Source organism: Sphingomonas aquatilis (assembly GCF_014196115.1).
GTDB classification, from domain to species: Bacteria; Pseudomonadota; Alphaproteobacteria; order Sphingomonadales; family Sphingomonadaceae; genus Sphingomonas; species Sphingomonas aquatilis.
In genome coordinates this window covers 723,093-741,124 of record NZ_JACIDB010000001.1, presented here as the reverse complement: position 1 = coordinate 741,124, position 18,032 = coordinate 723,093, and the positions used below count along the sequence as shown (strand labels likewise).

General features: G+C 68.0%; 23 protein-coding genes and 1 tRNA gene. 7 read left to right on the top strand and 17 right to left on the bottom strand.

The genetic code is table 11. The annotated features are described in order from the left end of the window. The 4 genes from GGR47_RS03490 to GGR47_RS03475 are packed head-to-tail and all read left to right on the top strand — an operon-like array spanning position 1 to position 3,552. The gene (locus GGR47_RS03490) at positions 1–1,161 is read left to right on the top strand and encodes an acetyl-CoA C-acetyltransferase (RefSeq protein ID WP_147034922.1); all 1,161 of its coding nucleotides are present in this window, start codon (positions 1–3) and stop codon (positions 1,159–1,161) included. Continuing rightward, positions 1,161–2,159, top strand: coding sequence for an NAD(P)H-dependent flavin oxidoreductase (locus GGR47_RS03485; protein ID WP_147034923.1), 999 nt, complete (start codon positions 1,161–1,163; stop codon positions 2,157–2,159). Before GGR47_RS03490 ends, GGR47_RS03485 begins: the two co-directional genes overlap by 1 nt. After that, a complete protein-coding gene (locus GGR47_RS03480) occupies positions 2,156–2,470 on the top strand; it encodes a 2Fe-2S iron-sulfur cluster-binding protein (RefSeq protein ID WP_147034924.1) in 315 nt (104 codons plus the stop codon). Before GGR47_RS03485 ends, GGR47_RS03480 begins: the two co-directional genes overlap by 4 nt. A gap of 2 nt (positions 2,471–2,472) precedes the next feature. After that, entirely contained in the window at positions 2,473–3,552 is a 1,080-nt protein-coding gene (locus GGR47_RS03475) for a CaiB/BaiF CoA transferase family protein (RefSeq protein WP_147034925.1), read from the top strand. Between the two features lie 289 nt (positions 3,553–3,841). Here GGR47_RS03475 and GGR47_RS03470 read toward each other — a convergent pair. Both GGR47_RS03470 and GGR47_RS03465 read right to left on the bottom strand, forming a co-directional pair. Then, positions 3,842–3,916, bottom strand: a tRNA-Gln gene (locus GGR47_RS03470). A gap of 95 nt (positions 3,917–4,011) precedes the next feature. Then, the gene (locus GGR47_RS03465) at positions 4,012–5,118 is read right to left on the bottom strand and encodes a branched-chain amino acid aminotransferase (protein ID WP_147034926.1); all 1,107 of its coding nucleotides are present in this window, start codon (positions 5,116–5,118) and stop codon (positions 4,012–4,014) included. 61 nt (positions 5,119–5,179) lie between these two features. On the opposite strand from GGR47_RS03465, the gene GGR47_RS03460 reads away from it, so the two are divergent. Then, positions 5,180–5,668, top strand: coding sequence for a MarR family transcriptional regulator (locus GGR47_RS03460; protein ID WP_147034927.1), 489 nt, complete (start codon positions 5,180–5,182; stop codon positions 5,666–5,668). Positions 5,669–5,703: 35 nt separating this feature from the next. Here GGR47_RS03460 and GGR47_RS03455 read toward each other — a convergent pair whose 3' ends face one another. The 5 genes from GGR47_RS03455 to GGR47_RS03435 form a co-directional block, all read right to left on the bottom strand. Further along, positions 5,704–6,495: a pyrroline-5-carboxylate reductase family protein gene (locus GGR47_RS03455; RefSeq protein WP_147034928.1), complete on the bottom strand. Its 792-nt coding sequence runs from the start codon at positions 6,493–6,495 to the stop codon at positions 5,704–5,706. A 4-nt stretch (positions 6,496–6,499) separates the two neighbouring features. Further along, complete coding sequence (locus GGR47_RS03450) at positions 6,500–7,003, bottom strand: type III secretion system chaperone family protein (protein WP_147034929.1); 504 nt, start codon at positions 7,001–7,003, stop codon at positions 6,500–6,502. 110 nt (positions 7,004–7,113) lie between these two features. Next, a complete protein-coding gene (locus GGR47_RS03445) occupies positions 7,114–7,380 on the bottom strand; it encodes an accessory factor UbiK family protein (RefSeq protein WP_043059067.1) in 267 nt (88 codons plus the stop codon). Positions 7,381–7,414: 34 nt separating this feature from the next. Then, a complete protein-coding gene (locus GGR47_RS03440; RefSeq protein ID WP_147034948.1) occupies positions 7,415–7,933 on the bottom strand; it encodes a TspO/MBR family protein in 519 nt (172 codons plus the stop codon). Positions 7,934–8,047: 114 nt separating this feature from the next. Then, positions 8,048–8,788, bottom strand: a complete 741-nt coding sequence (locus GGR47_RS03435; protein ID WP_147034930.1) for a TlyA family RNA methyltransferase — start codon at positions 8,786–8,788, stop codon at positions 8,048–8,050. Between the two features lie 378 nt (positions 8,789–9,166). Here GGR47_RS03435 and GGR47_RS03430 point away from each other — a divergent pair, with 378 nt between their 5' ends. Then, the gene (locus tag GGR47_RS03430; RefSeq protein ID WP_017977950.1) at positions 9,167–9,838 is read left to right on the top strand and encodes an RBBP9/YdeN family alpha/beta hydrolase; all 672 of its coding nucleotides are present in this window, start codon (positions 9,167–9,169) and stop codon (positions 9,836–9,838) included. On the opposite strand, the gene GGR47_RS03425 is transcribed toward GGR47_RS03430, so the two are convergent. The 10 genes from GGR47_RS03425 to GGR47_RS03380 all read right to left on the bottom strand — a co-directional run bounded on the left by GGR47_RS03425 (position 9,839) and on the right by GGR47_RS03380 (position 16,599). Continuing rightward, the gene (locus GGR47_RS03425; RefSeq protein ID WP_147034931.1) at positions 9,839–10,249 is read right to left on the bottom strand and encodes a PIN domain-containing protein; all 411 of its coding nucleotides are present in this window, start codon (positions 10,247–10,249) and stop codon (positions 9,839–9,841) included. Next, positions 10,246–10,473 carry a hypothetical protein gene (locus tag GGR47_RS03420; RefSeq protein WP_147034932.1) on the bottom strand — a complete coding sequence of 76 codons (228 nt, stop codon included), beginning with the start codon at positions 10,471–10,473 and terminating at the stop codon, positions 10,246–10,248. Before GGR47_RS03420 ends, GGR47_RS03425 begins: the two co-directional genes overlap by 4 nt. Positions 10,474–10,533: 60 nt before the next feature. After that, positions 10,534–11,607: a LuxR C-terminal-related transcriptional regulator gene (locus GGR47_RS03415; protein ID WP_244304935.1), complete on the bottom strand. Its 1,074-nt coding sequence runs from the start codon at positions 11,605–11,607 to the stop codon at positions 10,534–10,536. After that, positions 11,600–11,749, bottom strand: coding sequence for a hypothetical protein (locus tag GGR47_RS03410; RefSeq protein ID WP_167509683.1), 150 nt, complete (start codon positions 11,747–11,749; stop codon positions 11,600–11,602). The genes GGR47_RS03415 and GGR47_RS03410 overlap by 8 nt, the downstream gene beginning before the upstream one ends. Then, positions 11,746–13,671 carry a 1-deoxy-D-xylulose-5-phosphate synthase gene (dxs, locus tag GGR47_RS03405; protein WP_147034933.1) on the bottom strand — a complete coding sequence of 642 codons (1,926 nt, stop codon included), beginning with the start codon at positions 13,669–13,671 and terminating at the stop codon, positions 11,746–11,748. Before dxs ends, GGR47_RS03410 begins: the two co-directional genes overlap by 4 nt. 54 nt (positions 13,672–13,725) lie before the next feature. Beyond that, positions 13,726–14,193 carry a Fur family transcriptional regulator gene (locus GGR47_RS03400; RefSeq protein WP_017977944.1) on the bottom strand — a complete coding sequence of 156 codons (468 nt, stop codon included), beginning with the start codon at positions 14,191–14,193 and terminating at the stop codon, positions 13,726–13,728. A 41-nt stretch (positions 14,194–14,234) separates the two neighbouring features. After that, on the bottom strand, positions 14,235–14,606 hold the full coding sequence (locus tag GGR47_RS03395) for a MerC domain-containing protein (protein ID WP_017977943.1): 372 nt from the start codon (positions 14,604–14,606) through the stop codon (positions 14,235–14,237). A 113-nt stretch (positions 14,607–14,719) separates the two neighbouring features. Then, on the bottom strand, positions 14,720–15,070 hold the full coding sequence (locus GGR47_RS03390) for a hypothetical protein (protein WP_147034934.1): 351 nt from the start codon (positions 15,068–15,070) through the stop codon (positions 14,720–14,722). Between the two features lie 74 nt (positions 15,071–15,144). Next, the gene (locus GGR47_RS03385) at positions 15,145–15,816 is read right to left on the bottom strand and encodes a ZIP family metal transporter (protein ID WP_147034950.1); all 672 of its coding nucleotides are present in this window, start codon (positions 15,814–15,816) and stop codon (positions 15,145–15,147) included. Between the two features lie 387 nt (positions 15,817–16,203). Then, on the bottom strand, positions 16,204–16,599 hold the full coding sequence (locus GGR47_RS03380) for an STAS/SEC14 domain-containing protein (RefSeq protein ID WP_147034936.1): 396 nt from the start codon (positions 16,597–16,599) through the stop codon (positions 16,204–16,206). A 320-nt stretch (positions 16,600–16,919) separates the two neighbouring features. Between GGR47_RS03380 and GGR47_RS03375 the strand changes: the two genes are divergently transcribed. Then, positions 16,920–17,966, top strand: coding sequence for a COX15/CtaA family protein (locus tag GGR47_RS03375; protein ID WP_167509685.1), 1,047 nt, complete (start codon positions 16,920–16,922; stop codon positions 17,964–17,966). Positions 17,967–18,032 lie beyond the last annotated feature (66 nt).

Below are 18,032 nucleotides of genomic sequence, written 5' to 3'. Positions count from 1 at the left end.
ATGGCCGATGCCTATATCGTCAACGCGGTCCGCCTTCCCGGAGGCCGTCGCAACGGCCGGTTGTCGACCGTCCACCCGGCCGACCTCGCGGCCAGCGTCCTCGACGCGCTCGTCGATTCCTCCGGCATCGATCCTGCTGCGATCGAGGACGTCATCATGGGCTGCGTCACGCAGGCGGGCGAACAATCCTTCGCCTTCGGCCGCAACGCCGTCTTCGCCTCGAAACTGCCCGACAGCGTGCCGGCAGTGACGATCGACCGCCAGTGCGGCTCGTCGCAACAGGCGATCCAGTTCGCCGCGCAGGCGGTCATGTCGGGCACGCAGGACGTGGTTATCGCGGCCGGCGCCGAAAGCATGAGCCGCGTGCCGATGTTCTCCAACATGTCGCTCCACAAAAAGGAAGGCATCGGGATCGGCCCGGTCAGCGAGAGCATCGCCGCGCGCTTCGGCGTCGCCGAATTCAGCCAGTTCGACGGTGCGGAGGCGATCGCCCGCAAATACGGCTTCGATCGCGAGACGCTCGACCGCTACGCACTGGAAAGCCATCGCCGCGCCGCCGCCGCCACGCAGGCAGGCGCGTTCAATGCGGAGATCGTGCCGATCATGGTCGACGACGAACCCCATTGGCGCGACGAGGGCATTCGCCTGGACGCCACGCTCGAAGCGATCGCCTCGGTAAAGCCGCTGCGCGACGGCGGCGTCATCACGGCCGCGAATGCCAGCCAGATCTGCGACGGCGCCAGCGCGGTGCTGGTCGTCAACGAACGCGCCCTGAAAGCGCACGGCCTGACGCCGATCGCCCGCATCGTCGACCTGACCGTCACCGCGGGCGATCCCGTCATCATGCTCGAAGAACCCCTGTTCGCGACCGACAAGGCGCTGCGCAAGGCCGGCCTCTCGATCGACGATATCGATCTGTACGAAGTGAACGAGGCGTTCGCGCCGGTCCCGCTCGCCTGGGCGAAGCATGTCGGCGCCGATCCCGACAGGCTGAACGTCAACGGCGGCGCGATCGCGCTCGGCCACCCGCTCGGCGCGAGCGGGACGAAGCTGATGACCACGCTGATCCACGCCCTGCGCGCGCGCGGCAAGCGCTATGGCCTCCAGACCATGTGCGAAGGCGGCGGCATCGCCAACGTCACCATCGTCGAGGCGCTCTGATGGCGCTGCGCACGCGCATCACCGACCTGCTCGGTATCGAACATCCGGTCGTGCAGGGCGGCATGATGTGGGTCGGCCGCGCCGAACTGGCCGCGGCGGTGTCCAACGCCGGCGGCCTCGGCATCCTCACCGCCCTCACCCAGCCGACGCCCGACGATCTGCGCCGCGAGATCGAACGCTGCCGGTCGATGACCGACAAGCCGTTCGGGGTGAACCTCACCATCCTGCCCTCGGTATCGCCGCCGCCCTATGCCGACTATCGCCGGGCGATCATCGACATGGGTGTCACCATCGTCGAAACCGCCGGCCATCGCCCGCAGGAGCATGTCGAGCATTTCAAGGCGCACGGCATCACCGTCATCCACAAATGTACCGCCGTCCGCCACGCGCTGTCCGCCGAGCGGATGGGCGTCGACGCCATCTCGATCGACGGTTTCGAATGCGCCGGCCATCCCGGGGAGGACGACATTCCCGGCCTCGTCCTGATCCCCGCCGCCGCCGACAGGGTGCGCGTGCCGATGCTGGCGAGCGGCGGTTTCGGCGATGGCCGTGGCCTTGCCGCCGCGCTCGCGCTCGGTGCCGATGGCATCAACATGGGCACACGCTTCTGCGCGACGGTCGAGGCGCCGATCCACGACGCAGTGAAGCAGTTCATCGTCGCCAACGACGAGCGCGCGACCAACCTGATCTTCCGCCGCTTCCACAACACCGGCCGAGTCGCCAAGACCAGCGTCTCCGATCGCGTCGTCGATCTGTCGAACCGTCCAGACACGACGTTCGAGGATATCCGCCCGCTGGTATCCGGCGCGAAGGGGCGGATCGCGCTCGAAACCGGCGACCTCGACGCGGGACTGATCTGGGCCGGCCAGATCCAGGGCCTCATCCACGACATTCCGACCTGCCGCGACCTGGTCGCGCGCATCGTGCGGGACGCCGAACGGATCATCACGTCGCGGCTGACGCATTGCATCGTCGCGCCGCACGAGATGGCGGCATGACCGCGATCACCGTCATCCTGCGCGACGGCACCATGCGCCAGGTCGACGCTACGGCGGACATGAGCGTCATGGAGGCGATCCGCGACGCCGGCATCGACGAGCTCCTCGCGATGTGCGGCGGATGCTGCTCCTGCGCCACTTGCCATGTCTATGTCGAGGACGGCGACGGCATTCTGCCACCGCTCAGTCCGGACGAGGACGATCTGCTCGACAGCAGCGATCATCGCGGCGCGGGCTCCCGCCTCTCCTGCCAGCTGATCCTGACGAACGCCGACGCGGCCCTGCGCGTCCGCATCGCCCCGGAGGATTAGCCATGGCCGAAGCATCCGGGCCGCTCGTCGGCCTTCGCGTGGTGGAGTTCGTCAGCATCGGTCCCGGCCCGCATTGCGCGATGCTGCTGTCCGATCAGGGCGCGGACGTCGTGCGGATCGATCGCCCTGGCGGCAATGGCTGGCCCAACCCGATCATGGATCGCGGCCGGACGGTCATGACGCTCGACATCCGCAGCGACGAAGGGCGCGATCAGGCGATCGCCCTCTGCGACACGGCCGATGTGCTGATCGAAGGCTTCCGCCCCGGCGTCATGGAGCGCCTCGGCCTCGGCCCCGACATCCTGTGCGGCCGCAACGACCGGCTCGTCTACGGCCGGATGACGGGGTGGGGACAAGATGGCCCACTCGCCCAAACCGCCGGCCATGACATCAATTACATCGCCATGACGGGCGCACTCGCCGCGATGGGCCAGGCCGGCGAACGGTCGCCCCCGCCGCTCAATCTCGTCGGCGACTTCGGCGGCGGCTCGATGTTCCTCGCTTTCGGCATCATGGCCGCCCTGTGGGAGCGCGAACGCTCCGGCCGCGGGCAGGTCGTCGACGCCGCGATCGTCGACGGCGTCAGCAATCTCATGACGATGTTCACCGGCCTCACGCCATCCGGACGCATCTCGCTGCACCGCGACCGAAACCCCCTCGCCGGCGCCGCCCCATATTACCGCACCTACATGTGCGCCGACGGCCGCCAGATCGCCGTCGGCGCGATCGAGCCGCAATTCTGGGCGCAGCTGCTCACGACGCTGGGCATTGCCTGCGACCGCCCATCGGACCTGCAGCGCGAGGCGGCATGGCCCGAAACCACACGGCTGCTCGAAGCCGCCTTCGCCAGCCAGCCCTGCGCGCACTGGACGGCGCTGTTCCGCGGCACCGACGCCTGCGTCTACCCCGTCCTCACCACGCAAGAGGCGCTCCACGATCCCCATCTTCGAGCGCGCGGCACGTTCGTCGATCAGCACGGCATCCCCCACACCGCGCCGACCCCACGCTTCTCCAGAACACCAGGCGCGATACAGGACGGCCGCACCGCCGATCCGGCAAAGACGCCATGGAGCACCGCCTGATGCGAGCGTAAGGAGACGTCTCCCCCGCCCGCAGTCGGACGAGGCCGGATGCTAGGCCGCATGGCCTAACATGGGCCTACCCCTCTTGCCGATCAGAGGCGGACAGTATGCCCCTAGCGATCGCTTGGAGCACCCGCTCGATTATCTCGATTTCCTGCCCTGGCCCGCCTGTCGAGCACCGCCAGCATCATCCGCGTCACCGCGGAGCGCCCCCATGGCACGCGCGGCCTTCCAGCCAGCGGTCCACCACGACAGGCACACATCACGTTCGGCTGAGATTTCAGGCAGATGGCTGGGGCGGCAGGATTCGAACCTGCGTATGACGGTACCAAAAACCGTTGCCTTACCGCTTGGCGACGCCCCACCGGGAGGCGCGCCTTATAGCCGGCGGGCGGCGCGTGAAAAGCCCCAACACGCCGGGTTTTCGCGTGAACGCCAGGAAAACCCGGCCGCGCGTCCTCAATCCAGTCGTTCGAGCCAGCCGTGCGGGTCGGCGGCGCGGCCGCGCTGGATCGCCGACAGCGCGTCGAGCATGCGCTGCGTCAGCTGGCCGGTGCCGCCGCTGCCGATGGTGAAGCGACCGGTCGCTTCCACCACCTGGCCGATCGGGGTGACGACCGCGGCGGTGCCGCAGGCGAAGGCTTCGGTCAGGCGGCCGCTCGCGGCGTCGGCGCGCCATTGGTCGATGCCATAGGGCTCCTCGCGCACCGTCAGGCCCTGGTCGCGGGCGATGCGGATGATCGAATCGCGGGTGATGCCGGGCAGGATCGTGCCGGTCAGCGGCGGCGTCACCATCGATCCGTCGTCGAACACGAAGAAGACGTTCATGCCACCCAGTTCCTCGACCCAGCGGCGCTCGACCGCGTCGAGGAAGACGACCTGGTCGCACCCTTGCGCGATCGCTTCCGACTGCGCGGCCAGGCTGGCGGCGTAATTGCCGCCGCACTTCGCCTCGCCTGTGCCGCCGGGCGCGGCGCGCGTGTAATTCTGGCTGACCCAGATCGACACCGCGCGCGCGCCGCCCTTCCAATAGGCGCCGACCGAGGATGCGATGACCATGTAGAGATATTCGGCGGACGGCTTCACGCCCAGGAACGCCTCGCTCGCATACATGAAGGGGCGCAGGTACAGCGCGCCGCCGTCGATCTGGGGAAACCAGTCGCGCTCGGTCCGGACCAATTGGCGGCACGATTCAAGGAACAGCTCTTCGGGCAGTTCGGGCATCGCGAGCCGGCGCGCGCTGTTGTTGAAGCGGCGCGCGTTCGCGTCGGGACGGAACAGCGCCATGCCGCCGTCATCCAGACGATAGGCCTTCAGCCCTTCGAAAATCTCCTGCGCATAATGCAGCACCGCAGTGGAGGGATCGACCGTCACCGGCGCGCGCGCGGTGATGACGGCGTCGTGCCAGCCCTGCCCCTCGGTGTAGCGGATCACCGCCATATGGTCGGTGAAGACGCGGCCGAACCCCGGATCGACCAGCCGCGCCGCGCGCTCGTTGGCGTCCACCGGCGTGGTGCTGGGATCGAAGCGAAAAGCGGCCGACCCGGCCGTCGAAGGCGCATTCATTTGATTTCTCTCAGACATCAGGGGTTGCAGACGCGTAGGGACGGTGGCTAAACCGGTCAATATGGCTGCCCCAGTGTCCTCCGCATCCGCGCAATTCCTGCGTGAACCCGAACTCCGTCGTGGCATGGAACTGCTGTATTTCGGCCATAGCCATCTCACGCGCTCCATCGACCAGGGGCTTGCCGCCCAGGGATTGGGCCGCGCGCACCACCGTGCCTTGTATTTCATCGCCCGCAAGCCCGATCTGACGGTCAGCGAGCTGCTGGCGATGCTGGCGATCACCAAGCAATCGCTGGGTCGCGTACTCAACGAGCTGAGCGACCGCAAGCTCGTGACCGCCCGGCCCGGCGAACGCGACCGCCGCCAGCGGCTGCTGCGCCTGACCACGGAGGGCGCGCAGCTCGAAAGCGACCTGTTCGAGGCGGTGCGCGTCAAGATGGCGCAGGCCTATCAATCCGCCGGCCAGGAGGCGGTGTCGGGCTATTGGGCGGTGCTGGAGGGCATGATCCCCGAAGCCGAGCGCGCCAACGTCCAGAAGCTGGGGCTCTAACCCCCACGCCCATCGGCTGGGCCGCGCCCTGCGGCTCAGCGCGTTTCGGCCGCCATCTCGCGGTTCCGGCGCGCCGAGGCGGCCAGCGTATCGGTCAGCAGCGCGACCAGTCCGTCGGCACGGTCGAGCACGTTCAGCCCCTGCCGCGTCGATCCGCCCGGACTCGCCACGCGATCGGCGAGCGTCGCTGGCGGCGCGTCGGCGTCCGCTGCCATGACCGCCGCGCCCTCCAGCGTCGCCAGCGCCAGCCGCGCCGCCTGATCCGCCGGCAACCCCAGCGCCGCCCCCGCCTGCGCCAACGCATCGGCGAAGCGGAAGACGAAGCCCGGCCCGCAGCCGGCCAGCGCGGTCACGTCGTCGAACCGCGCTTCGTCGGCGATCCATTCGACATGGCCCAGCGGCCGCATCCAGGCGGTCACCTCGTCGCGCACGCTTGCGTCCGCGGTCGAGGAATGGAGCGCCACCACGCCCTTGCCGATCGCGACGGGCAGGTTCGGCATCGCGCGCACCACCGTCCCGGCGCGGCACAGCGGCGCCAGCGTCGCCTCCTCCACCCCGGCCAGGATCGACACCAGCAGCCGCGGCGCATGGCCCGCGATCGCACCGCCCGACAGGCTGCGCAGCTGTTGCGGTTTCAGCCCGAGCAGGATGACGTCATACGCCCCCTCCTCCGCCGCCGGCACCGCAGGCACGACGCGCACGCCATCGGGCATCGCACGGCCGCTGGGGCTGACGATGGTGACGTCGCGCGCCTCCATCCCCGCCGCGAGCCAGCGGCGCAGCATCGCGCCGCCCATATTGCCGGCGCCGATCATCAGCAGCTTCACCGCCTCAGGCCTCGCCCTGCGTCTCGATCAGCGCGGCGGCCAGCGCCTCGCGCGGGGTCTTGCCGCCCCACAGGACGAACTGGAACACCGGGTAGAAGCGCTCGCACTCCTCGATCGCCGATTCGACCAGCAGCTCTGCCGCACCCAGCGACATCGTGCCTTCGTCTTCGCCGTCGATCATCGCCGCATGCCGATACAGCAGCACGCCGGAGGACGACCAAAGCTCGAAATGGCCGATCCACAATTGCTCGTTGACCAGCCCGATCGCCTCATAGACGCCGCTGCGCCGATCGTCGGTCACCTTGATGTCGGGGAACGCTAGGAATTGCAGGACGCTGTCGTCCTCACGCCACAGCGCGCGCAATTCATAGGTGGTCCAGCTGCCTTTGACCGTCGCGACGATCTCGTCGTCATGCCGCTCATGCTCCCAGCCATGCGCGGCGTAGTAAGCCTCGAGCATGTCGATGGGGGCGGCGGGATCGGTATCGTGTTCGGCGGAATCGAGCATTATCGTGCCCCTTATCGCACGACGAGGCTGCCGAGGCAAAAAGCCCCATGCAACCCCGTCGTGGACAAGCCTGTCGATAAAGCTGTGGAAAAGTGGGTCAGGCGCCCCAATCAGGCAACCGGCGCCGCACTGGTGGCAAGCTTCGCCTCCAGCGCATCGATCCGGGCCTTCAGCGCGTCATTTTCGTCGCGGGCCGCGACGGCCATCGCCTTCACCACCTCGAACTCATCGCGGCTGACGAAATCGAGCCCGCCGATCCATTCGCGCATCCGGGCGCGCGCACCCGATTCCGCCTCGCGCCCCACGCCGGCGAGCGTGCCGGCGGCGCCGTTCATCAGCTTCACGAAATCATCGAACAGGCGGTTATCGGACTGCATATCATCGGTTCCCGGCACATAAGCGTGCGTATTGTCACAGCATCTGGGACGTGTGCGCCCCTGGCACAAGGGTTTCCGCACCGGGGTTGAGCTGGCCGATCCGCCAGGTCAGCACGCCCGCAAAGCTGATCCACACCATATAGGGCACCATCAGCCACGCCGCAGCGGTGCGAATCCTCCCGAACAGCAGTGTCGTGACGATCGACAGCAGCAGCATCGCGACGATCACGACCAGTGCCGCGCCGATACGATGCGCCCCGAAGAACAGCGGCGTCCAGGCGAGATTGAGGGCGAACTGCACCGCGAACACCGCCAGCGCCAGCCCCCGCCCGCGCGCGCCGCGCGCATGCAGGATCAGCGCGACCGATAGACCCAGCAGGATGTACAGCGACGTCCAGGCGACCGGAAACACCCAGCCCGGCGGCGTGAGTTCAGGCTTTTGCAGCGCGACGTACCAGCTGTTCTCCGACCCCGCCGGCACGGCGCGGCCCGAGGCGAAGCCCAGCAGCAGGATCAGCGGCACGGTCACGATCGCCCAGCGCAGGAACGACATTCGCAGCTGACCCTTGGACGCAATCCCGCTCACCGACGCTTCCTCCGCATGCCTTTCGCGCCCCTTGTCGCGTGACGGCCCGTTCGTAAAGCGTCCGTTACGATTATCGTTCCGTCATGGCCCGTTTCGGGATGCCGCGACCAGAAATTCGATATTGCCCTCGGGCCCGGTGATCGGGCTTTCGGTGACGCCCGCGACGCTCCAACCACTCGCCTGGAGCCAGGCGACCACGTCGTCGCACACCCGCGCATGCACGGCGGGATCGCGCACCACGCCGCCCTTGCCCACCTCGTCGCGCCCCGCCTCGAACTGGGGCTTGATAAGCGCCAGCAGGCGGGCGCCCTCCCGCGCGAAGGTCATCGGCCGCTCCAGCACCTTGGACAGGCCGATGAAGCTCGCGTCGCACACGATCAGGTCGACGGGCTCGGGGATATGCGCGTCGGTCAGGATGCGCGCGCTGGTCTGTTCGTGGACGATCACGCGCGGGTCCTGCCGCAGCTTCCACGCGAGCTGGTTGGTGCCGCTGTCGACCGCATAGACGCGGGCCGCGCCACGGGTCAGCAGCACGTCGGTGAAGCCGCCCGTCGACGATCCCACGTCGATCGCCACCGCGCCGGTCACGTCCCACCCGACATGATCAAGGCCATGCGCCAGCTTGATGCCGCCGCGCGACACCCAGGGATGATCGCGCCCACGCACCTCGATCGGCGCATCCGCGGGCAGTGCCTGCCCCGGCTTGTCGACCTTGCGCGTATCGACGAACACCAGCCCCGCCATCACGAGCGCCTGCGCCCGCGTCTTCGATTCGGCGAGCCCGCGGTCCACGAGCAACTGGTCGGCACGGATCTTCGCCATCAGGGCTCCGTAGCGAGGGCACCGCCCGGCGTCACGCCCCCTGCTGTGCGAGGGCACCTCCGCCCCGGCCGCCCCCACCGTCATTCCTGGGCAGTCGCCCACCCCGACCCCACCCGTCATTTCCCGCGAAGGCGGGAATCCAGACGCGCTACCGCTTCGAGTCCATCGCGAACGTCGGAGGTTCTGGAGTCCCGCCTACGCGGGAATGACGGCTCTTGGCCCCCTCCCGCTCCACCCGTCGCATCCCGCCCTCCATCAGCCGCGACTCTATTGCCTATAGGAATAGTAGGATTACCTTGCCTGTCGGGAAGCATGACCGTACGGCGTGTCCCGATACGCCGGCCGGCCCCGCTGTCCCCCACTGGAGGGAGATGCAGCATGACCGGATTTTCCCATTACGACGCGACCTTGCCGACCATCCTGACCGTGCCCGGCCTCGGCGGCTCCGGGCCTTCGCACTGGCAGACCTTGTGGGAGGAGGCGCGGCCCGACACCGTTCGCGTCGAACTCGGCATGTGGCATACGCCGCACCGCAACGCCTGGGTGACGAAGCTCGACCAGGCGATCGCCCGCGCCGAAGCACCCGTCATCCTCGCCGCGCACAGCCTCGGCTGCCTTGCGGTGGCGTGGTGGGCGGAATTGTCGCCGCAACCCTATGGCTGGCCGGTGGCCGGCGCGCTGCTCGTCGCGCCCGCGGACGTCGACCGCCCGAACGCGCCCGACGAATTGCGCGGCTTCGCGCCGACACCGAAGACGCCCTTGCCCTTCCCGTCGATCGTCGTCGCATCGAGTGACGATCCCTGGATCACCATCGATCGCGCGCACAGCCTCGCCGCGCAATGGGGCAGTCATTTCGTCGACGCCGGGCCGCAGGGCCACCTCAACGCCGCGAGCGGGGTCGGCTGGTGGCGCGAAGGACAGGAGCTGCTCGACCGCGTGATCGCCGCCGGCACCGACGGGCACGGCCATGCCCGCTCCCCGGGCGATGCCCGCTCGATCCTGGCGATCAACGCGACCGACGCCGCGCAAACGCACTATCTCGGCCGATAGCTATCCCGCGACGGGCGCAAACGGATTCACGATCCTGACGCGCCCGTCGATGACGAGTCCGTCGTGCATATCCTCGGAATAGAGCGTGTCGCACTCCGCCGTCAGCGCCGCCGCAGCGATCATCGCATCGTAGACCGACAGGCGATAGCGTTCGGCGAGGCGCAGGCCGAGGTGGTGGAGGTCCAGGTTGGCAATCACGATCGTCGCGCTGCGCGCGATGATCGCATCAACCGCTCGCCCGATTGTCGGCCAATCCCGCTTCTGCTTCCGCAGCAGGACATTGGCCAACTCGTTCAGCGACTGGACGCTGACCACGCACCCTTCATCAAGCAATCGCAATGCGACCGAACGGCGGGCATCGTCACCAAAGGCGTAGACAAGAACGTTGGTATCGAAAAACGCCGGTGTCACCGCGCGTTGGCTTCCTCGCGATCGAACTTGTAACCGGGCGGAAGCGGTTGCGACAACTCTCGGATCGTGTCCATCGCACGTCTGCGTTCCTCGTCGGACACGTCGATGGTGATAACGTTCGATTTCACGACCTTGACCGCGTCGCCCTCATGCAAGCCCAACGCCGCGACGACGTCTGCGGGGACCTGAACGACATAGCCATCGGGCGTCTTGGTCAGCTTCATGGCCCGTCGCATACCACGAAACCGGCCGCCGTGCGAGCGGCCGGCCGTGGGCCTCCGCCGTCAGCGCTTCGCGTCGAACGTCAGCAGCGACGGCTCCGCCGGCACCCCGTCCAGGCTCTTGAAGTTGCGATGTTGCGCGCTGTTGAAGCCCACTGCATAGGCCTGCCCAGCCACCGCGGTACATTGCATCGTAAAGCTGCGCCCATCCGCCGACCGGCGCGGCGTGCCGTCGCATTCGGGATAGGCGCCGCGGTCGGACTTCACGAAGGAAAAGTCCCCCGGCTGCATCGGTCGATCGAAGGTGACGCCGAGCGTGAACGGCCCCGGCGCGATCGTCGCGTGCATCGCCGGCGTCGTCGTCACCACATAGGGCACGTCGGCGGCGCGCCGGTACAGGTAGGCGACGAACGCCGCGCCCTGGCCGGTGTCCTGCCCGCCGACCGAAAAGCTCGATTCATCGGTGAACCCCAGCGTCCGCACGCCGGAAAAGGCAACCTGCTGCACCTCCAGCAACGCCGCATTGGTGGTGCCGCCCGGTGCGATCCGCCCGGCCACCTCGCGCAGATCCGTCCCGCACAGGACGCGCAGGCTGTTGACCCCGTCGATCCTGCCGAACCGGTTCATCAGCCGCATTTCCGCCGGCGCGGCCCAGCCAGCATCGCGCGCTTCCCGGCGCACCCGCGCATGCAGTGCCGCCGCGTCATGGGGCTTGTGCACCACCAGAGAGCCGAGCAACGGATCGGCCGCCTGCCCCCGTTCCTGCTGCCAGCCGATGCCGCCCAGCAGCACTGCCGCCGCCGCTATACCGAGTCCCAACACCATTGGACGCACCCCTTTCCGTACCGTGCCCGCCGCACGCTGCGGCAGGTCCGGCACGGCCTCTGGCGGCACGGCGGCGGCCGGGACCACCCCGATTGTCTGGTTACAATTTTCTTGGGCAGCCAGCGCGCGGGCGAGATCGCGGCTGCTCCCCGCCCCCGTCTTACGCCGCGCCTCGCGCAGCCGCTCGTTCACCCCGTGGACGCTGAGGCCGAGCGTCGCCGCAGCCGTCTTGGCGGTATGCCCCGCCGCCAGCAGCGCCAGAATCTGCCGCTCCGCCTCCGTCAATGAGGCGAAGCGGCCCGACTCAGACACCGCGGTCCTCGCGCGGGTCCGCCTCCAGCGCCCGGCCCTTCGCCGTCGCCGCCTTCATCGCGCGGTACATGCGCACGTTGACCGCGATCAGCACCACGACCGCCAGGCCGATAATGATCGCGGCCTTCAGCGGTCCGCTCACGCGCGCGCGCCCTCGTGCACGCCCGTGCTGTTGTGACGCAGCGCGGTCAGCACCGTGCTGACGATATGGTCGGCGTCGAGCCCCGCCTCGGCATATTGCTTCTCGGGCTTGTCCTGGTCCTGGAACGTATCGGGCAGGCGCATCGTGCGCAGCTTCAGCCCGCCGTCGATCAGCCCCTCGTCGCTCGCCAGCGTCAGCACGTGCGCGCCGAAGCCGCCGACCGCATTCTCCTCGATCGTTACCGCGACCTCGTGCGTCGTCAGCAAGCGGCGGATCAGCGCCTCGTCGAGCGGCTTGGCGAAGCGCAGGTCGGCGACCGTGGTCGACAGCCCCTTCGCCTCCAGCGTGTCGGCGGCCTTCAGCGCCTCCTCCAGCCGGGTGCCAAGCGACAGGATCGCCACCGTCTTGCCCTCGCGCACGACGCGGCCCTTGCCGATCTCCAGCCGCTCCGGCACCTCCGGCAGATCGACGCCGACGCCGGCCCCGCGCGGATAGCGCACCGCGATCGGCCCGCTGTCGTGCAGCGCGGCGGTGTGCGTCATATGCACCAGCTCCGCCTCGTCCGCCGCCGCCATCACGACGAAATTGGGCAAAGTCGCCAGATAGGTGACGTCGAACGATCCGGCATGCGTCGCGCCATCGGCACCGACCAGCCCCGCGCGATCGATCGCGAAGCGAACGGGAAGATTCTGGATCGCCACGTCATGCACCACCTGGTCGTAGGCGCGCTGCAGGAAGGTCGAATAGATCGCGCAGAACGGCCGCATGCCCTGCGCCGCGAGGCCCGCCGCGAAGGTGACGGCATGCTGTTCCGCGATCCCCACGTCGAACGCGCGATCCGGAAACGCCTTGGCGAAGCGGTCGACGCCGGTGCCCGACGGCATCGCCGCCGTGATCGCGACGATCGTCGGATCGCGCTGCCCTTCCTTCACCAGCTGGTCGCCGAACACGTTCTGATATTGCGGCGGCCCCGGAGGCGCTTTCGCCTGCGCACCGGTGATGACGTCGAACTTCTGCACGCCGTGATACTTGTCCGCCGCGGCCTCGGCAGGGGCATAGCCCTTACCCTTCTTGGTCACGACATGGACCAGGATCGGCCCTTCCTCGGCATCGCGGACGTTCTCGAGCACCGGGATCAGATGGTCGAGGTTATGCCCGTCGATCGGCCCGACGTAATAGAAGCCCAGTTCCTCGAACAGCGTGCCGCCCATCGTCATGCCGCGGGCGAATTCGTCGGTCTTGCGCGCGGCGTGATGGAACGGCCGCGGCAGGCGGCGGGCGAAGCGCTTCAGAATGTCGCGCACCCCTAAGAATTCGCGGCTCGACACGATGCGCGACAGATATGCCGACAGCCCGCCCACCGGCGGCGCGATCGACATGTCATTGTCGTTCAGGATCACGACCAGCCGGTTGCCCGCCTGTTCGGCGTTGTTCATCGCCTCATAGGCCATGCCGGCGGACATCGCCCCGTCGCCGATCACCGCGATGCCACGCCCGGGCGTGCCGGCCAGCTTGTTCGCCACCGCAAAGCCCAGCGCCGCCGAGATCGAGGTCGACGAATGCGCCGCGCCGAACGGATCGTACTCGCTCTCGCTCCGCTTGGTGAAGCCGCTGAGGCCCCCACCCTGACGCAACGTGCGGATGCGGTCGCGGCGCCCGGTCAGGATCTTGTGCGGATAGCATTGATGCCCGACGTCCCAGACCAACCGGTCGCGCGGCGTATCGAAAACATAGTGGATCGCGGTGGTCAGCTCGACCACACCCAGCCCGGAGCCGAGGTGGCCACCGGTCGTCCCGACGGCGGAGATCGTCTCCTGCCGCAGCTCGTCCGCCAGTTGGCGCAGCTGCTCGGGCTTCAATTTTCGCAGCTCTTCCGGGGTGTTGACGGTATCGAGCAGCGGAGTCTCAGGGAGTTCGGCCATCCCACCCGTCTACGCGCTTCGCCATCGGCTGTCGATTGGCAGCGCGAACCGGGCTCAGTCGCAGTCGGCGCAGCGCCCCCGCACCTCAATCACGGGACGAACCGGTGTGAATCCAGCAGCTTGCGCGGCAGAGCGCACCCCGCGGGTGACGCTGTCATCGTCCAGATGCACGGTTCGTCCACAGGAATCGCACACCAGAAAGATGCAGTCGTGCAGGCAATCGGGATGCGCGTTGGCGACGTAAGCGTTGGAGCTTTCGACCTTTCGCGACAGGTTCGCGGCGACGAACACGTCGAGGATGCGATAGATGCTGTTGGCGGCCACCCGCCGCCCCTCGCGCTGCGACAGCGCATCGGCAATGTCATAGGCGCTGGCCGGCTTGTCGAACGCCGCCAGCGCCGCGAACACGCTGGCGCGCATCGGCGTCCATTGCTCGCCCGCTTTTTCCAGCGTCGTCTGCGCGGCCTTCATCAGGTCGTCGCCTTGCGGCTCGTGGTGATCGTGATGCGCGTGGCTGGCCATGCTGCTGAAATAAGGTGCGCTCGCCCCCGCGGCAAGCGGCGTCAGTGCCCGGCGCGGCGGTTCAGGTCGTGCCCGAAGGCGAGCAGGCCGACGCCGATCACGGTCCACAGCGTTTCCGCGCCATGACCGCCCTCATGCGGCAGGCTCATCGCACCCGCCATGATCCCCAGACCGAACGATCCCATTGCGGCGGGCATGATATAGCCATGCTCCATCACCCCCCGCCCCAGCGCCACCGCGCCGAGCAGGATCGCGATGCTGAGACCGATCTCATGGAACAGCGGGTTGAGCAGCAGCCCGCCCGCCGCGGACAGCATGGCGAGCAGCACCGCACTCGCGATGCAATGGACGACGCACAGCCCCGACAACGCGATCGCCGCGCGATCGAGCCCCGCCCAGCCGAAGCTGCGCACGACCGAGGTCGTATGGGAGTGAGTCCTATGGTCCATCCGAGCCGACCATCTAGGCGTAGCCGCGCTGCGTTACAACATTACATCTCCGAATTTTACGGCGACAGGCGACGCTGTCACTGCGGCGCACCGGGCGGGGCGAGCCGGATCACGCTATCGGGCTGTACCGACTGGATTCCCGCAACGCGCTCCAGCCGTCGCCGCAACGCCGCGCCGTCCTGAGGCCGCCGCGCCGTCACCGCAAATCCGCCGATGGTCGCGTAGGCATACAGGATCCTGCCGCCCGCGCGCTCGATCCTGCGCTGCACCCTCGCCCGCTTCACGGACGTCGCGCAATCGCACGACACGATGAACGTCGACGGACCAGACGCGCCGTTCGCCAACGGCCGGGCCAGCAGCGGCGCGGGCACGCATGCGGCCGCCATCAGCAGCGTCAAGGCCCACCCGCGTCCAACCGGAATCGTCATGCCATCGTCCTTCCCGTGATATGGCGCGATGCTATCCGCCCCGGCTTTACCGGCGATGAAGCCGCACGGCGCCGTCACCCCGCCGCATAGGTGACGCACGCCATCACGCCGATCCCAGCCATGCTCGCCAGCCCCGCGCCATAGCCCCGCGCGCCGCCGCGGCTGCGCGGCAGCAATTCGGACGCACCAATGTACAGGAAGCCGCCAGCGAACAGCGCGAGCATCAGCGACAGGTGATGCGCGTCGATGCGGATCGCCTGCCCGATCGCAACGCCAGCCAGCGGCGCGGCGGCATTGGCGATCAGCCAGCGGTGCGCCCGCTCCGGCCGGCAGGCGGTGGACGATATCCCGATCATATTGGCGCCGTCCGCCATGTCGTGCGCCAGCACGGCCGCCGCCACCAGCCAACCGGTCGACTGCGACACCTGAAAGGCAAAGCCGATGCCCAGCCCGTCCATCAGACTGTGCAGCACCAGACTGACGCGCCCCACCATCGCCCCTCCAGGCAACCGGTGGAGCAGCATATACAGCGCCATGCCGATCGCGACCGCGCCGAACACCCATTCGCTCGCGCTCCCGCCGCCCTCCACCGCCTCGGGCAGCAGATCGAGCAACGCCAGCCCCACCACCATCCCGCCGGTGAGCCCGAACAACAGGTCCTGCCGCCGCCCGAACCGCATGGCGAGCCGCCCGCCGGCATAGGTCGATCCGGCGGCGGCGATCCCCAGCAGATACGGGACCAGCATCACCGTGCCGCCCCGGTTGTCCCGAACGCCAGCGCGCCCGGCACAGGCACGTCATCGTGCATCGTCACCTCCATGATATAATGTATCATGCGTTAGATGTGGCCGGAGGCATTGTCCAGTCGGCGGTGGGTACGCAGGCACAGAACCGGGGATCGGCACCCGATGCCGTCCTTAATTCCTCCCCCGCCAGGGGGAGGTGGCATGCCGCAGGCATGACGGAGGGGGAGGTCGGGGTGGCGCCCAGTTGCCGGAGACGTTCCTATCCGCCCCCTCCGTCACCGCCTCCGGCGGCGCCACCTCCCCCTGGCGGGGGAGGAATTATCATACAGTTCCTGCGTCGATCGATTTGCGCGTCATGCCCCGTGACACCCCCGGGGCTCGTCCCGCCTACGCCGCAACCGGTTGCGGTGACGCGTCACCCTCGTCCGCAAACAGCCAGGCCCGCGCCTCGTCCTTGTCGGTGAAGAACCGGAACTCGGGGCGGTTGCGCGTCGCGCGGACCGCCTGCATTCGCGGCATGACGTCGCCCGTGTACATGGCCACCCGCCGCGATCGGACGATCGGATTCTCCATGATCTTGGTCAACGCGGCGATGACCTCCTGGCTCTGCGTCATCGCACCGGTGTAATCGCACAGGCTGATCGGCGCCCGCCCGGTCGCCTGGATACGGCGCCCCGCTTCGGTAACCGCGCGATGGAAGTCGCTGATGGTCTCGAGCGTCCAGAAGCCAAATATTGTACTTTCGAAACAGCCGCGTTCGATGTCTACCGTCACGTTAAACATCGAAAACTCCCGCCCTATCCTGGACATGGTCTATCGCCATTTGGTTACGGGAAGGTGCATGCCTTTTAGGGACGCAAAATATCGCTGTCCTATTTGGGAAAAAGCGTGAACAGTCGACATATGACTGATTCGGTCCGGCGCGATTCGTTGCCGGCATCCTGTTCCGTCGTAGGACGTCCCTCGCCGCTCCGGTCGATCCGCCCCTTCGCATGGGAGGGCTTCGAGACACACCGTATCGTCCACTTCGTCCACTTCCACGCTCGTTTTGGCGGTTTCGACGCCGCTGGTCGGCGGTCGGGAACAGGCGTATGAGCCTCGGCATGCTTCAACCCAGCGCCGCTTTCCTTTCCCGTGCCCGCCCTCGCAGCGTGGCGCGATGGCTGTTCGTCGTCGCCGGCCTGATCGTCGCGATGGTCGTGATCGGCGGCATCACCCGCCTGACCGAATCCGGCCTGTCGATCACGCAATGGAAACCGATCAGCGGCACCATTCCGCCGCTGAACCAGGCGCAGTGGCAGGCCGAATTCGACAATTACAAACGCATCCCGGAATATCAGGCGTTCAACCGCGACATGACGCTCGCCGGATTCAAACACATCTTCTTCTGGGAATATCTGCACCGCCTGTGGGGCCGGCTGATCGGCATGGCCTTCGCGCTGCCGCTGCTGTGGTTCGCGGTGCGGCGCCAGATTCCGGCGGGCTATGGCTGGCGCCTCGGCGCGCTGCTCGCGCTCGGCGGCTTTCAGGGCGCGATCGGCTGGTGGATGGTCGCCTCAGGCCTGTCGGTCCGCACCGACGTCAGCCATATTCGCCTTGCCGTGCATCTGCTCACCGCGCTGACCATCCTCGCCGGCATCGTCTGGACCGCGCTCGACCTCATGGCGCTGCTTCGCGATCCCTCGGCGCCGCCCGCGCGGCTGACGCGCACCGCGGTGCTGGCGCTGGCGGCGCTGGTCGTGCAGCTCGTCTATGGCGCGTTCACCGCCGGGCTCGATGCCGGCTATGCCTTCGCCAGCTGGCCGCTGATGGGCGACGCTGTGTTCCCCGCGGGCGTGCCGATGGTCGACCCGGCGTGGCGCAATGCGATCGACAATCCCGTCGTCGTCCAGTTCTTCCACCGCTGGTGGGCCTTCGCCACCGCCGCCGCGCTTGTCTGGCTCGCGATCCGGGCGACGCGCAGCGGATCGAAGGCGGGGCTGTGGGTCGTATTGCTCGTGACGCTGCAGATCGTGCTCGGCATCGCCACGCTGATGAGCGGCGTGCAGATCGACATCGCCGTCGCGCATCAGGGCAATGCCGCGCTCCTGCTGATCGCCACCGTCTTTGCCGCGCATGCGATCGGGGGCCGCGACCGCCGCTTCGCCTGAGCGACGGCGGCCTGTGGTATTATTTTACCCGTCAGCAAACCCGCTGTTTGCTTGACTTTCGCGGGG

What these genes read in the sequence shown, in the direction of transcription:
- GGR47_RS03490 (WP_147034922.1), top strand. Translation starts at nt 1, where the DNA reads ATGGCCGATGCCTATATCGTCAACGCGGTCCGCCTTCCCGGAGGCCGT.
- GGR47_RS03485 (WP_147034923.1), top strand. Translation starts at nt 1,161, where the DNA reads ATGGCGCTGCGCACGCGCATCACCGACCTGCTCGGTATCGAACATCCG.
- GGR47_RS03480 (WP_147034924.1), top strand. Translation starts at nt 2,156, where the DNA reads ATGACCGCGATCACCGTCATCCTGCGCGACGGCACCATGCGCCAGGTC.
- GGR47_RS03475 (WP_147034925.1), top strand. Translation starts at nt 2,473, where the DNA reads ATGGCCGAAGCATCCGGGCCGCTCGTCGGCCTTCGCGTGGTGGAGTTC.
- GGR47_RS03465 (WP_147034926.1), bottom strand. Translation starts at nt 5,118, where the DNA reads ATGAATGCGCCTTCGACGGCCGGGTCGGCCGCTTTTCGCTTCGATCCC.
- GGR47_RS03460 (WP_147034927.1), top strand. Translation starts at nt 5,180, where the DNA reads ATGGCTGCCCCAGTGTCCTCCGCATCCGCGCAATTCCTGCGTGAACCC.
- GGR47_RS03450 (WP_147034929.1), bottom strand. Translation starts at nt 7,003, where the DNA reads ATGCTCGATTCCGCCGAACACGATACCGATCCCGCCGCCCCCATCGAC.
- GGR47_RS03445 (WP_043059067.1), bottom strand. Translation starts at nt 7,380, where the DNA reads ATGCAGTCCGATAACCGCCTGTTCGATGATTTCGTGAAGCTGATGAAC.
- GGR47_RS03440 (WP_147034948.1), bottom strand. Translation starts at nt 7,933, where the DNA reads ATGTCGTTCCTGCGCTGGGCGATCGTGACCGTGCCGCTGATCCTGCTG.
- GGR47_RS03435 (WP_147034930.1), bottom strand. Translation starts at nt 8,788, where the DNA reads ATGGCGAAGATCCGTGCCGACCAGTTGCTCGTGGACCGCGGGCTCGCC.
- GGR47_RS03430 (WP_017977950.1), top strand. Translation starts at nt 9,167, where the DNA reads ATGACCGGATTTTCCCATTACGACGCGACCTTGCCGACCATCCTGACC.
- GGR47_RS03420 (WP_147034932.1), bottom strand. Translation starts at nt 10,473, where the DNA reads ATGAAGCTGACCAAGACGCCCGATGGCTATGTCGTTCAGGTCCCCGCA.
- dxs (WP_147034933.1), bottom strand. Translation starts at nt 13,671, where the DNA reads ATGGCCGAACTCCCTGAGACTCCGCTGCTCGATACCGTCAACACCCCG.
- GGR47_RS03400 (WP_017977944.1), bottom strand. Translation starts at nt 14,193, where the DNA reads ATGGCCAGCCACGCGCATCACGATCACCACGAGCCGCAAGGCGACGAC.
- GGR47_RS03390 (WP_147034934.1), bottom strand. Translation starts at nt 15,070, where the DNA reads ATGACGATTCCGGTTGGACGCGGGTGGGCCTTGACGCTGCTGATGGCG.
- GGR47_RS03385 (WP_147034950.1), bottom strand. Translation starts at nt 15,816, where the DNA reads ATGCTGGTCCCGTATCTGCTGGGGATCGCCGCCGCCGGATCGACCTAT.
- GGR47_RS03380 (WP_147034936.1), bottom strand. Translation starts at nt 16,599, where the DNA reads ATGTTTAACGTGACGGTAGACATCGAACGCGGCTGTTTCGAAAGTACA.
- GGR47_RS03375 (WP_167509685.1), top strand. Translation starts at nt 16,920, where the DNA reads ATGCTTCAACCCAGCGCCGCTTTCCTTTCCCGTGCCCGCCCTCGCAGC.